Source organism: Porphyromonas bennonis DSM 23058 = JCM 16335 (assembly GCF_000375645.1).
GTDB classification, from domain to species: Bacteria; Bacteroidota; Bacteroidia; order Bacteroidales; family Porphyromonadaceae; genus Porphyromonas_A; species Porphyromonas_A bennonis.
Genome location: NZ_AQWR01000047.1, coordinates 1 through 13427, shown reverse-complemented (window position 1 = coordinate 13427; position 13427 = coordinate 1). Strand labels below are relative to the sequence as shown.

12 protein-coding genes are annotated in these 13427 nt (G+C 59.0%); 4 read left to right on the top strand and 8 right to left on the bottom strand.

Going from position 1 to position 13427, the window contains the following annotated elements:
* From B088_RS07250 to B088_RS08410, 3 genes are all read right to left on the bottom strand, one after another.
* Positions 1–220, bottom strand: a 220-nt coding sequence (locus tag B088_RS07250) for a glycosyltransferase family protein (protein ID WP_026170549.1), incomplete at its 3' end; no start/stop codon positions are given.
* A gap of 2 nt (positions 221–222) precedes the next feature.
* Positions 223–1047 carry a glycosyltransferase family 2 protein gene (locus tag B088_RS07245; RefSeq protein WP_018107755.1) on the bottom strand — a complete coding sequence of 275 codons (825 nt, stop codon included), beginning with the start codon at positions 1045–1047 and terminating at the stop codon, positions 223–225.
* Between the two features lies 1 nt (position 1048).
* Complete coding sequence (locus tag B088_RS08410) at positions 1049–2185, bottom strand: glycosyltransferase (protein WP_155802362.1); 1137 nt, start codon at positions 2183–2185, stop codon at positions 1049–1051.
* Positions 2186–2534: 349 nt separating this feature from the next.
* Here B088_RS08410 and B088_RS07235 point away from each other — a divergent pair, with 349 nt between their 5' ends.
* Positions 2535–3491: a capsular polysaccharide synthesis protein gene (locus tag B088_RS07235; protein WP_018107753.1), complete on the top strand. Its 957-nt coding sequence runs from the start codon at positions 2535–2537 to the stop codon at positions 3489–3491.
* 3 nt (positions 3492–3494) lie between these two features.
* On the opposite strand, the gene B088_RS07230 is transcribed toward B088_RS07235, so the two are convergent.
* Both B088_RS07230 and uvrA read right to left on the bottom strand, forming a co-directional pair.
* Positions 3495–4808 carry a bifunctional folylpolyglutamate synthase/dihydrofolate synthase gene (locus B088_RS07230; protein ID WP_018107752.1) on the bottom strand — a complete coding sequence of 438 codons (1314 nt, stop codon included), beginning with the start codon at positions 4806–4808 and terminating at the stop codon, positions 3495–3497.
* Between the two features lie 8 nt (positions 4809–4816).
* The gene (gene uvrA / locus B088_RS07225; RefSeq protein WP_018107751.1) at positions 4817–7717 is read right to left on the bottom strand and encodes an excinuclease ABC subunit UvrA; all 2901 of its coding nucleotides are present in this window, start codon (positions 7715–7717) and stop codon (positions 4817–4819) included.
* 436 nt (positions 7718–8153) lie between these two features.
* On the opposite strand from uvrA, the gene B088_RS07220 reads away from it, so the two are divergent.
* The 3 genes from B088_RS07220 (at position 8154) to B088_RS07210 (ending at position 11586) form a co-directional block, all read left to right on the top strand.
* Positions 8154–9326 (top strand): hypothetical protein, encoded by a 1173-nt coding sequence (locus B088_RS07220; RefSeq protein WP_155802360.1) that lies wholly within the window; start codon positions 8154–8156, stop codon positions 9324–9326.
* A gap of 42 nt (positions 9327–9368) precedes the next feature.
* Positions 9369–11057 carry a hypothetical protein gene (locus B088_RS07215; protein ID WP_018107749.1) on the top strand — a complete coding sequence of 563 codons (1689 nt, stop codon included), beginning with the start codon at positions 9369–9371 and terminating at the stop codon, positions 11055–11057.
* 106 nt (positions 11058–11163) lie between these two features.
* Positions 11164–11586 carry an A1S_2505 family phage non-structural protein gene (locus B088_RS07210; RefSeq protein WP_018107748.1) on the top strand — a complete coding sequence of 141 codons (423 nt, stop codon included), beginning with the start codon at positions 11164–11166 and terminating at the stop codon, positions 11584–11586.
* Positions 11587–11611: 25 nt separating this feature from the next.
* Here B088_RS07210 and B088_RS07205 read toward each other — a convergent pair whose 3' ends face one another.
* Genes B088_RS07205 through B088_RS07200 form a run of 3 tightly spaced genes read right to left on the bottom strand, consistent with a single transcriptional unit; the run spans position 11612 to position 12941 of the window.
* A complete protein-coding gene (locus B088_RS07205) occupies positions 11612–12061 on the bottom strand; it encodes a YkvA family protein (protein ID WP_025081782.1) in 450 nt (149 codons plus the stop codon).
* Between the two features lie 7 nt (positions 12062–12068).
* Complete coding sequence (locus B088_RS08620) at positions 12069–12293, bottom strand: hypothetical protein (RefSeq protein ID WP_155802358.1); 225 nt, start codon at positions 12291–12293, stop codon at positions 12069–12071.
* A 60-nt stretch (positions 12294–12353) separates the two neighbouring features.
* Positions 12354–12941 (bottom strand): histidine phosphatase family protein, encoded by a 588-nt coding sequence (locus B088_RS07200; RefSeq protein ID WP_018107746.1) that lies wholly within the window; start codon positions 12939–12941, stop codon positions 12354–12356.
* Positions 12942–13427 lie beyond the last annotated feature (486 nt).

The window sequence follows — 13427 nt, the reverse complement described above, 5'->3', positions numbered from 1 at the left end:
GATACTTATCACCTGCCGAGCGAGAGAGAAACCGATGGGGCAGCTTCGTGACATGAACCTCCTCCGGTGTGCCGGGCGGGATCTCCTGATCCTCCCCATCGAGGTATATATAGAGGTGATCGTACCCCACCTCTCGCCCGTAGTAGCGGATCCACCGGGAGAGGAAGAAGGAGTCGTTACGCGCCATCGTTACAGCGGCTATCCGTATCGCGTCATTCATCGTCACAGTCGCTCTGTCAGGTCGGTCTGACCACCGCGGAGGCGATTGGAGACCTTGTGTAGGAAGTAGGAGATGAGGTAGGAGTCTCGTCCCGGTCGGCGATGCACTCCGTGTGCAGCGAGGAAGGACTTGACATCCTCCTCCGCAAAATCATATCCCTCGGCAAAGGCTCTCCTCACCTCCGGATCGTCCGACTCCGTCAGAGAGGCGGCCTCGTAGCGGTAGAGATACTCCGCCCGGGGAGCAGTCGCCACCTTATTGGCATAAAAGAGTGCCCGGACGGCAAAGGGCAGATCCTCCACGAGTCGTCCGACCGGGAATCGAAGATCCTCATGGCGGCGAATAAAGTCGGTGCGGAAGAGGTATCTCCAGACCACACCTATCTTGCAGACATAGGTGACCCGAAGCTTGTCCATCGTCCCTGTGTAGACCCGAGGGGTGCGGAAGATCTGAGACTTCTCCGGCACATGCTGATAGACGAAGCTACAGGCGGTCACTTCCGCTCCGGCCTCCTCCGCATACCGAACCATCTCCTCATAGAAGTTGCTGCTCACCTCATCATCGACATCGAGGAAGTGGAGATACTTCCCCTTCGCCTCCTCGACACCTCTGTTGCGGGCGTAGGAGACACCCCGATTGGTCTCGTTTCGCAGCAGCTTCACAAAGGGATACTTCGCCACCACATCAGCCGTCCCATCCGTGCTGGCGTCATCGATCAGCAGCACCTCAAAGGGGGTATAGGTCTGCCGCTCGAGGGCGGAGAGACAGCGCCCCACCACCTTTGCCCCATTGTAGCAGGGGATCACCACTGTGACTAAGGGGCTCATACTACTTGGATAAAAGCTGCGTCAGGAAGCGCTCCCACTCACCGGCGATCTCATCCATGTCGTACCGGTGCGACCACTCTCTGCCCGCCTGCGACATCTCTGCCCGACCGGCATCATCCTCCATCAGTCGGGAGAGGCTGTCGGCATATGCCCTGAGATCAAATGGGGGAACCATCACCCCCAGCCGCCCCCCATCGGTGACATCCCTGAGAGCGGCATAGCTGTCAAAGGCGATCGGCACCACGCCATACTGGAGAGCCTCGAGGATCACTAAGGGGAGCCCCTCGTAGCTGCTCGAGGAGACTAAGATCCCGGCGCGGCTGAGGTAGGGCTGCGGAGAGCGTACGCCCTCGAAGTGGATCCTCTCCAGATGGAGTGTCTCCGCTCGCCTCCTCAGGTCGCGCTCCACCCGCTCGTTCCCCCCGCCCACTATGTACAGCGACCAGTCCGGGAAGCGATCCTGTATCATCCCCCACACATCCAGCAGGCGGTCGGTTCGCTTCTGACCGTAGTCGAAGCGTCCCACATAGAGGAGCATTTTCTCCTTAGACAGATGTGCCGGTATTTCGGTCGGGTCGTAGGTATTGGGATTGGAGATACTGATCAGCTTGCCCTCCGAAGCGTCACCTACTAGGTCTCTGAAGATGGGCACATACGAGGGCGAGAGAAGCACGATCGCATCGCCGATTCTCGAGATGAGCCGCCACTGGCGGAGAGCCTTGTGGCGCCGGAAGAGGTACTCCGCCCAGTGGAGGAAAGGAGGTGTCCGGCGCTTAAACTTGTACATCGTCGGATCGGTGTGGATCTCAAAGACAAGCCTTGCCCCCAGTCGGTCGGCCACCTCGGCGAGAAGCAGTGCCAGCCGACGGCGGTAGGCATTGTGGCAGACGATCACCTCGACGCCGTGGGCGCCGAAGTACTCCACCAATGCATCAAAGTTAGCCCTGGAACGAATACGCTGCTTATCCGGCAGAAGGAGGTTCTCAAATCCCTCTACCGAGGGATAGCCCTCCTCCACAGCTGCCAGGCAGACGTGGTGTCCCCGGGCGGTAAGGGCACCGGCAACTCGGGCACCGACCGCCTCGATCCCGCCCATGACCGTATTGAAGGTCCACCAATTGACAAACGCTATATTCAAAACTATCTACTCTGACTTTTGGGCAAGTTACGCATAATTACCGAGAGGACATACGCCGAAGTTCCCCTCAGACTAATACCGTGTTTAGAATTCACCGGCCTCTATCCCGCTCAATACGATACTCCCCGGCGCCTGCATAGGGGATGAATGCGGGATCGGTCGGGGGTGTGGTGTCAGAGGAGGGGAACCGGCGGGAAAGTCCCTGCGGGATCGATCCGGCGCGTGATTAACGACGGCTCTCAAATGCGTCACCTCTCCTCTTGCCCCGGGATTACCGATACCGATAGAGAGATAACCCTTACCTTTGCGGAGAAGTATCAGCCCAACCATTTGTAAAGCCACCGGTGATATGAAGATAATAGACTATGTCAAGAGACTGAATCATCGTCGGCTGTCCCGCCGACAGCCACGGAAGCATCAGAGGGCTGCCGCCATCTGGTACGGACTGATAGACGATTACTACAAGGGGAAGGCTAAGCACTACGAGGTGATGCCGAAGCACCCGGAGTTGGTGGGGGAGAAGATCATCTGGCAGTACTGGGCACAGGGTCTCGACGAGAGTATGCTCCCGGAGATGATCCGCCTCTGCTACGCCTCGGTAGAGCAGCACAGAGGAGACTACCGGGTGATCCGTCTCTCGGACGAGACGGTCAGCGAGTATATCGATCTCCCTCCGATCGTGGATCAGGTGCGGCAGTCCAATCCTGCGATGATAATCGCCTACTACTCCGATATACTGAGGCTGGCACTCCTCTCCGCCTACGGAGGTGTGTGGCTCGACTCGACGATCTTTATGGCCGGACCGTTTGAGCCTTACTACACGGAGCCGGAGTTCTTTATGTTTCAGAGAGATCCCTCAGAGCCGCTCAAGAAGTACTGGCGGGATCATCTGCCCTTTGCCTTCGACTGGCGAGAGGAGTACCGGACCAATGTGCAGAATGCGATCATCTTTGCGAAGCCACAGTCGGAGGTGATCGGCACGCTGCTGGATATCCTGATCCTCTACTGGGAGAGGAAGGAGGATCAGAAGTTTCCGGAGGTGTACCTATTCTTCCACATACTCTTCGACTGCCTGGTGGGGCGAGAGGATGGGCGTCTCCACGACCACAACTGCCGGAGGATCAGCGATACGAATGTGGAGATCCTGCAGCGGATGATGTTTGACGACTGGCCTCCCAAGTACGGCACGACGGAGGAGATCCTGGAGCGATACCACCTGCAGAAGATGACCTTCAAGGTCGATCACCCCACCTATCTCCACTTAGTGGAGCTCTTAGAGGAGTCCGGTCACATGCCTGACCTATAAATCTTACTGGGCGGTCTCGTCGGTGTCGGAGAGCAGGTCGGAGAGGACGAAGAAGCTGCCGCCGACGAAGAGCGTCCGAACAGAGTGCGCCCGGCAGTAGTCGATCGCAGCACGGTACGCCTCCCGCACATCCTCGATCACCAGCACCGGCTCGATGCCGTGCGATCGCGCGTGCTCCGCAAAGTCCGCACCGCTCATCGCACGCTCCACATGGGCCCGGGTGCAGATGAGGTGCGTCTCCCTCGGCAGCCGCTCCAGCACGTGGTCGACATCCTTATCGGCCGACATGCCCAGCACCACGGCAAGCCCTCCATCCCCGGCCCACGTCTCGAGCTGAGGACCGAGGTAAGCCCAGGCGCCGATATTGTGCCCGGCGTCGATAAAGATCCGCGGGTCGCTCTGCCGGATCATCTGCAGCCTACCGCTGAGACCGAAATCCGCCACCCGGGCGACTCCCTCCCGGACCATCTCCGGGGTGATCCCATAGCGATCGCGGATCAGCTTGATTGTCTCGAGGACGGTCCCGAGATTCTGCAGCTGGTACGATCCTATGAGCGGCAGATCGATGGTACCAAAGCTCTTCGTCTCCACGCGGTACCCTGCACCCTCGATCTCCTCGTGCGACAGGATCTCATCCGACTGATCAGCGAGCGTGAGAGGCGCCTGCTCCTCAGCTGCCTTCGCCCGCACCACCTCCAGTACAGGCTCATCGATGCTCCGCCCCAGCACCACCGGGGTATGAGGCTTGATGATCCCCGCCTTCTCATGGGCTATCTCACCGAGCGTGTTGCCGAGGAATTGCATGTGATCCATGCTCACATTCGTGATCACGCTGACGAGGGGGCTGAGGACGTTGGTACTGTCGAGCCGACCGCCCATACCGACCTCCACTACGGCTATGTCCACCTTCTCATCCACAAAGTAGCGAAAGGCGAGAGCCGTGGTCAGCTCAAAGAACGACGGCTGTAAGTGGTCACCGAGGTCACGGAGAAATTGCTCCACAAATCGGGTGATGTACTCCTCCGGGATCATCTCCCCATTGATCCGAATCCGCTCCCGGTAGGTGACGATATGGGGCGAGGTGAAGAGCCCCACCCTCAGTCCGGCAGCCCTCAGCACGGAGGCGAGGAGGTAAGAGGTAGAGCCCTTGCCATTAGTCCCCGCCACATGGAGAGCGGTCAGCTCCCGATCCGGACGGCCACAGGCGGCGAGGATCTCGCGCGTCCGCTCCAGCCCCGGCTTATAGGCCCTTCCTCCCTCGATCTGATAGACCGGTAGTTGCTTAAAGAGAAAGTCCAGTGTCTCCTCGTAAGTCATAGTACTGCTTATTGTTTCTTGGTCGTTGGTTTCTTAGTCTTGGGGCGGCGCTTCGTTGTCGGGTGCTGGCGGTCGTAGAGCTGCCGGAGGTACTGCCCGGTGTAGGACTCCTTGCACTCCATCAGCTCCTCCGGCGTGCCGGCAAAGACGAGGTGCCCCCCCTCGAGGCCGCCCTCGGGTCCCAAGTCGATAACGTGATCTGCCAGCTTCACCACCTCCAGATTGTGCTCCACGATGACGACGGTGTGCCCCGCCTCCACCAGTCTGCGGAAGGTACCCATCAGCGTCCGTATATCGTGTATGTGGAGGCCGGTAGTAGGCTCGTCAAAGATGAAGAGGCTCTTCTCCGTCACCCCGGCGAGGTAAGAGGCGAGCTTGAGCCGCTGGCTCTCCCCGCCGGAGAGCGTCGACGACGACTGCCCCAGGTGGACGTACCCCAGCCCCACATCACTCAGCACCTGCAGCCCCTGGAGGATGGAGGAGACCTCCTTAGCCTCCTCCGTGAGAGGGGTGAAGAAGTCGATCGCCTCCTCGACCGTCATCTCGAGGAAGTCGTAGATATTCTTGTCGTGGAAGGTCACCTCGAGGATATCGTCCTTGAAGCGCTTCCCGTGGCACTCCTCGCAGAGGAGCCGCATGTCGGCCATAAACTGCATCTCCACGGTGACGTAGCCCTCGCCCTGACAATTCTCGCACCGACCGCCCTCGCGATTGAAGGAGAAGTCTCCCGCCCCGAAGCCCATCTGCCGAGCCAGTGGCTGCTGCCCCATCAGCGACCGCAGGTCGTCGTAGAGGCCGATGTAGGTGGCAGGGTTGGAGCGCGAACTGAGTCCCAGCGCATCCTGATCCACATACTCCACCCTATCGACGGCATTGAGGTCCCCTCTCAGCCTCTTCATCTCCAGCTTGACACCGGAGAGGCCGTAGAGCAGGTACTTGCTCATCCCCTCATAGAGCAGATCCTTCATCAGCGTACTCTTGCCGGAGCCGCTCACCCCGGTGACCACTGTGATCACACCGAGGGGGATGGAGACATCGATATTCTTCAGATTGTGTCGGAAGGCGCCCTTTATGTCAATGGTGTGGGAGAAGGGGTGCCGCTCCTCCGGCCACGGGATCATCATCCGCCCCGTCAGGTACTCCACCGTCAGGCTCTTGCTCTTACGTGCCGGTAGCTCCGCCGGGCTCCCCTCGTAGACGATCTCACCGCCGAGCCGCCCCGCCAGAGGTCCCAGGTCGACCAGGTGATCCGCCGCACGGATCATCTCCTCATCGTGCTCCACGACGACGACGGTATTGCCGGCATCGGTGAGTCTCCTGACGATGTCGATCAGGAGGTGGCTGTCCCTCGCATGAAGTCCTATCGAAGGCTCGTCGAGGACATAGAGCGCACCGATGAGTCCACCACCGAGCGAGGTGGCAAGATTGATCCTCTGACTCTCGCCCCCCGAGAGAGTCCCCGAGACGCGATCGAGGGTCAGGTACCCCAGTCCGATGTCGACCAGGAGCCGCACTCGGCGACGGAGCTCATCGAGTAGTCGCGCCCCGACCTTCACATCCTCCTCCGGCAGCTCGAGAGCGTCCAGCCAGTCTGCCAGCTCGCTCACCGGCATCTCCACTAAGTCGCCGATATCCTTGCCTCCCACTTTGACATAAAACGCCTCCTTCCGCAGCCGCCGGCCCTGACAGTCGGGACAGAGCGACCGACCCCGATAACGCGCCAGCATGATCCGGAAGTGCATCTTGTGCTGATTCTCTCGCAGGAAGTCAAAGAAGTCATCGATTCCCCGGACTCCTCTTCCGCCATGCCAGAGGAGGTTTTTCTCCTCCTTCGTCAGCTCGTGGTACGGGGCATCAAGGGGAAATCCCTTCGGTTCCGCCTGGGTCATAAAGCGCTTCTGCCAGCGAGACATCTTGGGTCCGTGCCAGCACTGGACACACCCCTCCCGGACGGAGAGGGACTTGTCGGGAACCACCAGATCCTCATCGATCCCCATCACCATGCTGAAGCCCTCACATGTGGGGCAGGCACCGATGGAGCTATTAAAGCTAAAGAGCTTGTCCGTCGGCTCCTCGAAGACGATCCCATCCGCCTCGAAACGGTCACTGAATGAGCGCGATCCCTCCTTCCAGACAATCCGGCAGTCGCCATGCCCCTCAAAGAATGCGGTCTCTACCGAGTCCCCGACCCGACCCCGGGCAGCATCGGCATCACTCTCCACCCGCAGGCGGTCAATCACCAGCAGCATCTCACCGAGCTGCCGGGCAGAGGGGAGCTCTTCCTTCCCCTCCACGAGATCATTGATCCGCTGCACCTCTTCCCCGACCAGCACACGGGAGTAGCCGTTTGCCCTCAGTAGGGCGAGGTGGTCCATCGGCGACCGGTCGTCCGGGATGAGGAGCGGGGCGCAGATCATGTAGGGCTTGCCCTCGCCAAGAGTCTGGATAAAGTCGACCACATCCTCTGTCGTCTCTCGCTTCACCTCCTCTCCGCTGACGGGGCTGAAGGTGTGCCCCACTCGGGCGAAGAACATCCTCAGGTAGTCGTAGATCTCCGACGACGTGCCGACAGTGGAGCGGGGGGTCCTATTGGGGATCCGCTGCTCGATCGCGATGGCAGGCGGGATGCCGAGGATATAGTCCACCTCCGGCTTGGCCATCTTGGCGACAAACTGTCGGGCGTAGACGCTCAGGCTCTCGACGTAGCGCCGCTGCCCCTCCGCGTAGAGGGTGTCAAAGGCGAGCGAACTCTTTCCCGAGCCACTCAGACCAGTAAATACGGTGTAGTGGTCTCGAGGGATCGAGAGGGAGACATTCTTCAGATTATTGACCCGGACGCCGTGCGCCACGATATACTCCTCGGTGTCGGTGGGGTCTGTCTGAGGGTCTGGTAAAGTCTTTTTCGCCATGGATGGATCATGCTGGGGAGGTGCGACACCTCCTGGTCACTTGTAGAGACCTCCGCAAAGGTCTTTAGCTGGTAAAGGTACCCATTTTTGCCGACCCCTATCACCCTACTGAGCGAGGAGCGACTTACTTACTCGTATGCTTGAGTGGTGCAAATATACCACCTCCGTCAGATGCGGATGTCTCTTCCTGTCCCTTCATGTCTCCTAATGACTAATAGCGTAGAGTCGGGGAAGAAGCATCCCCTATCAGCCTACCGCTGATGGGGATATTAAACTACTGGCCTACAATTTGATCCAAGTAATAGAGAAGGAGTGTGCAGGTGAGTGAGGAAGTATAATACTTTTTCGTACCTTGCAGGTGGGATCGAGTATCCCCATGACACTCTTGTCCACAGAAGAGATGGTGAGTATAAACTTATTAGACTAACGACGCGATATGAAAGCTTTACATCGGATACTAACTGCCGCGCTGATGCTGGCGGCGGTCTCTGTGGGTTATGTCGGACAAGCGCAGGACGATGCGTACCTGACCCCCTCTAAGGCTCGGGTAGCACGTCAGCAGGCTAAGAAGGCATACGCCCGCGAGATGGCTATGGAGAGACAGCGCCAGGCTAAGCGCGACTCCATACGTAATGCTCAGCTAAAGGCTCAGGATCGAGCCACAGACTGGTATAACCGCCGTGACATGAGAGTCACGGTCGAGGACATGGAGCGCAATCTGGACAATCTGGACACGCCTCGCAACGGAGGCAAGTACGCTGCCCGGATGAGACGCTTCAATGGTGAGGATGATGGCCGCATCGTCCTCGATGATGTGCAGAAGGTGTATGTCATGGATGACTATGAGTACGACCCCTGGACTCAGAGCTACTACGGCAGAGGATGGGATCGTAACAGCAATGTCTACATTACCATCAATACCGACCCCTGGTATGCCGGCTATAGAGGTTACGGCTGGGGCGGCGCTTACTCCTATTACTATCCCTGGTATGGCGGGGTCTACGGTCGTGGCTACTACGACCCGTGGTACGCCGGTCGCTGGTCTTATCGGGGCTGGTATGACCCCTGGTATGATCCGTGGTACACACCCTGGGGTGGTTACTACGGCTACACCTGGTCCAGACCTTACTATCGCTACTACCCATATGACTACGGCTACTATGGCGGTGGTTACTGGGGTGGCTACTACGATGGCTGGTATAGTCGAGACTTCTCCTCCCGCTATACCCCTCGGGCACGCCGCACAGAGAGCTACTACGACCGCCACGCCGCCACCTACGGGCGAGCACTCGGTCAGGGCAACGTGTCCCGCTGGAGCAATGGCGGAAATGGGGCGAATTACACCCGCTCCAATAACTCTCGTTACGTCAATAACGGTCGCCGTCCCACCATCGGCACCACTCGAGCCAATACCTATAATAATAGGGGATACAACTCGACCAATCGTACCACCAACCGGTGGAATAACGGCTCCAATAACAACCGTAGCTACAATACGACGCGAAGCACCTACAGCACCCCGTCACGGTCCTACTCGCCGTCGCGCTCTACCACGACCACGACGACTACGACCACACGTAATAATGGCACCGGTGGTGGCCGTCGGTAATCATCCGGGGGACCTCCCCTTATCAGCATAGACTATACTACAATGTCACTCCATAAGATATTTCTTCCCATCCTGGCGTCCTCGCTCCTCCTCGGGGCGAGCGGCGCCATGGCGCAGTCTCCCACCGATGTCTATCGGAATAGCATGCGGGAGATCCACGGCACGGCGCGCGCTCAGGCTATGAGCAATGCCGTCGGTGCCCTGGGCGCCGATCCTACTGCGGTCTCCATCAATCCTGCCGGCATCGGGCTCTATCGCTCGAGCGAGGTGACCCTTGGCTTCGACTTCGGTCACGTCAAGAGCTCCACCAACTGGCAGGACAAGGAGGGGACTGACATGAGTAAGTGGGTCGGCAACCTCGACCACCTCAGCATCATCTTCCCCGTCACCAATCCCTACCTCGCCTCGTCCGACTGGAGAGTCGTCCTGGGTGCCTCGATGAGCTCCCTCTACGACTACGACAGGGACTACGAGATGAGGTCTGTCAATCCTGAGTACAGCCTCTCGGAGTATATCGCCAATAAGGCGACCCTCTTCGGTGCGCCCTACAATACTCTGAGAAATATGTCCAGCTCGCCTTACTTCCTCGGCACAATGGCCTACAACGGTGGCTTCATCGAGACAAGACCTGGCTATGACGACGTCTACGTCCCCTCAACCTATGCGGCGATCAATCCCTTTGCTCCCGACAAGTACGCCGAGTCCAACGTGACGTACCTCAAGCCGGATGCAGGACGACTCAATGTCTCGGAGAAGGGGGCGCGAAAGATGTACGACTTCACCATCGGCGGCAGCTGGGCCGACAAGGTCTACTTCGGTGCGACCCTCCGAACAACGTCGTCCACCTATGCGCGGTCGTCTATGTACCGGGAGGACTTCCACTACACCTACCAGCCTCAGTATAACGAGCCCGATCAGGTCTACTACACCGAGCTGGGCAATAGTCTGACCGTTGCGGGCGGTACGGTCGGCGCTTCCTTCGGACTGATGGCAGCCATAGGCGACTTCGGTCGTATCGGCATCTCCTACAATACACCGCAATTTGGTCGCTACAACGAGGTCTTCTCAACCACGATCCAGTGGTACAATAATAATAGGACCAATGGCAAAGGGGAGCTGGAGCCGCTCTATACCAATGGTACAGACGATATGACCAATACCTACAACCTGGTGCTTCCGGGCGATCTGACCGCCAGCGCGATGGTCTTCCTCGGGGGCTATGGTATGGTGACGTACGACTTCAACTGGCGCGACCTCGGCTCCGCCCGCCTGCAGGGAAGTGACTTCCAGGACGCCAACCAGTTCCTCAAGGAGGACTACGGCAGTCAGATGACCCATCGTGTCGGACTGGAGATCCGTCCGGTGAGTGGCTTCTACCTCCGAGCCGGCTACAGCTACTCCGATGGGGGACTTAAGTCGGAGGGCATCCGCCCCCAGGAGGGCAACGTGATGGCCTACGACTATATCGCAAGTGGTGCGATCACCGATGCGGTCATGCGTGACAGCTACCAGAGCATCACTGCGGGGGTAGGCTGCCGACTCTTCGGTCGGACCACCCTCGACCTCGCCTACGTGAGGGGCAAGGCGAGCGAGCGGGTCTTCCCCTTCCCGGGTACGGGCGAGGTGATGGACCAGTCCGGTCAGGTGCTGGCGCCCGGCATTTCCTCAGAGGGCGCGGATATGAGCACGGTGACCGATAGGATGGTCGCATCGCTCACGTTCCGCTTCTGATCACTCATTATATTATAAGTCGCAAATAGACAAGCAAGAGAGCATTACGTGGTCCCGGTGACCGTCGTAATGCTCTCTTTTTTTATCCTAAAAAAGGTCGTAGCCTATGAATCGTGAGAAATATACCCCGGACCTGATCACCGCCCTCGGTCCGGATGAGGTCTTTGTCTTTGGCTCCAACACCCTCGGCCATCACGGCGGCGGGGCGGCGCTGCAAGCCTTTGAGCGCTTCGGCGCTGAGTGGGGCATGGGGGAGGGACCCTCGGGGAGGACCTACGCCATCCCGACGCTGGATGCTACCCATCATCGGGTTACCGAGGAGCAGCTCTCCGAGAGCCTCGGGCGCTTCGTTGCCTACGTGCGGCAGCACCCGCGCAACACCTTTTACCTCACCCTGATCGGCTGCGGCATAGCGGGGTGGGAGCCGGCGAGGGTGAAGCGTCTCCTCTGGCAGTCCATCGGCGAGGAGACCGACCTGCCGGACAATCTCATCCTCCCGCGCGCCTTCAGTCGGCGGAGGGAGGACTGAGAGTAGCTTGTCAGCAGAGGTGGACTTACTTCGTTACCAGACGGGTATCGACTGACCGAAGACAGGGGGTGAGCTTGCGGTAGGTCGCCTGCGCCTGCGCCTCGATCTCCGGTGTGATCAGCTCGCTGACCCACTTCGTGATCATCAGCACCACGCCCAGATCATCGGAGAAGCCGAGGAGCCCCAGCGCATCGGGGATCAGGTCGACCGGCAGGATGAAGTACCCCAGTGCGCCGGCTATGTAAGCCTTGCGAACAGCCGGGGTGCTGTCGGCGCGGAAGACATACCATAAGCGCAGCACCGGGAGCAGGATCTGCTCGCCGGCGAGCCGTGCCACCTCCCGGACCTTCTCCTTGAGTCCCAGTTCGCTAAAGTGCTTTCCATACCTCTTGATATCCTCCGGAGACATCCTCCCCACCTGCTTCCTAGCTATGGCGAAGAGTCCTCCGAGGGTTAGGAACTTTCTCTTTCTCATATTTTTTTCATCTCTCTGATAGTAGCTCGGGCTCCAGAGAGCCGTCGTCATACATCATATGCCGCTCGGGCATCTCTGTGTCTCTCTCCTCTGTCCGCCGTAGGCACCGATCGACCAGCAGTGTCGCAGTGCAGGGTACGACGATACCGACGATCATCCCAATAAGGAATGGTCGCTCTGACGAGCAGTCGGCGCTGCATACCGGACAGGGTCTTGTGGATCTATTTCTCATCTCTCTCCCCATTGGATTAAAAATTGGTGATCTATGAGGTAAAGATACCAAAAGTGTCGCTTACTCGACATCGGTCAGCTCCTCAGGTGCAAAGGTCAGGGTGGTGATACTGCCGTAGTGGGGCAGGTCGATGAAGAGGTCGGAGAAGTCGATCACCCCCTTGATCCACCGACCGATATTGATCACACCGCCGTGGCAGAAGAAGGCGACCCGCTCCCACTCCGGATGGAGACAGACCTCCTCCACGAGACTGGTGACGCGGCGACGCATCTCGGCGATGCTCTCCCCTCCCGGCGGGGTCACCAGCTCAGGATTGCGCTCCTCGAGGAGCTGTAGGTCGGGCTGTCGGCGGATCTCGCTGTAGAGCTCGTCCCAGGGTCTCATCTCCCACTCACCAAAGTTCCGCTCCGCCAGCCGAGGATCTACGGTCGCCGTCTCATAGCCGCAGTAGGCGGCGAGCTTCCGGGCGCGCCGGAGCGGACTGGTGAAGGTGGCATCGTAGGTACGCCCCTCAAGGGCTCGCCTTACGCTCTCCGCCTCCTCGCGGAAGCTCTCAGCCACATCCAGATCGGATGCGCCGTAGCAGAAGGTGCCGTCCACGTCACGGAGGCGCGTGTGGCGGATGAAGTCTATCTTGGTCTCTCTCATGGATCCTAATCCTATTTTTGTCATCTGTGGGTGACAAAGTTAACTATTTCTGCCGTACCGCTCCCGGAGCGTGATCCCTCTCGGTGAAATCTATTACCGGTAATAGTGAACACTAATACCGATATTAGTTGCGCCTATTACCGGTAATAGATTTTCGCCTCAGGGAGGGGGCTCTACGGTAGGTCCCAAGAGGCGACTGAGTTGCAGATCACAGAGTAGAGGGGGAGGGTGCAGGGGTGGCGCATTAGAGCGTTACAGGAGCCACTCCACTCATTGTGAAGAGTGGTGAACGATGCACCCCGACAGGGGTGCCCGCTCCATAGCCACGGGTCAAGGGGCGTAGCCCCGAAGACCCGTGGACCGGGCAATGCAAGCGATCCCGCGACCCCGCTAGGGTGTCGCACTGATTGACTGACTGGTATGTGCGACACCCTGGCGGGGTCGTATACCTTGAATGCGTCGTCGTTTCCCGGGGTCTTCGGCACT

Excerpts from the sequence above, each read along its gene's own strand:
- B088_RS07205 (WP_025081782.1), bottom strand. The coding sequence starts at position 12,061 with ATGAGAAAGAGAAAGTTCCTAACCCTCGGAGGACTCTTCGCCATAGCT.
- B088_RS07210 (WP_018107748.1), top strand. The coding sequence starts at position 11,164 with ATGAATCGTGAGAAATATACCCCGGACCTGATCACCGCCCTCGGTCCG.
- B088_RS07200 (WP_018107746.1), bottom strand. The coding sequence starts at position 12,941 with ATGAGAGAGACCAAGATAGACTTCATCCGCCACACGCGCCTCCGTGAC.
- B088_RS07220 (WP_155802360.1), top strand. The coding sequence starts at position 8,154 with ATGAAAGCTTTACATCGGATACTAACTGCCGCGCTGATGCTGGCGGCG.
- B088_RS07230 (WP_018107752.1), bottom strand. The coding sequence starts at position 4,808 with ATGACTTACGAGGAGACACTGGACTTTCTCTTTAAGCAACTACCGGTC.
- B088_RS08620 (WP_155802358.1), bottom strand. The coding sequence starts at position 12,293 with ATGAGAAATAGATCCACAAGACCCTGTCCGGTATGCAGCGCCGACTGC.
- B088_RS07245 (WP_018107755.1), bottom strand. The coding sequence starts at position 1,047 with ATGAGCCCCTTAGTCACAGTGGTGATCCCCTGCTACAATGGGGCAAAG.
- B088_RS07215 (WP_018107749.1), top strand. The coding sequence starts at position 9,369 with ATGTCACTCCATAAGATATTTCTTCCCATCCTGGCGTCCTCGCTCCTC.
- uvrA (WP_018107751.1), bottom strand. The coding sequence starts at position 7,717 with ATGGCGAAAAAGACTTTACCAGACCCTCAGACAGACCCCACCGACACC.
- B088_RS07235 (WP_018107753.1), top strand. The coding sequence starts at position 2,535 with ATGAAGATAATAGACTATGTCAAGAGACTGAATCATCGTCGGCTGTCC.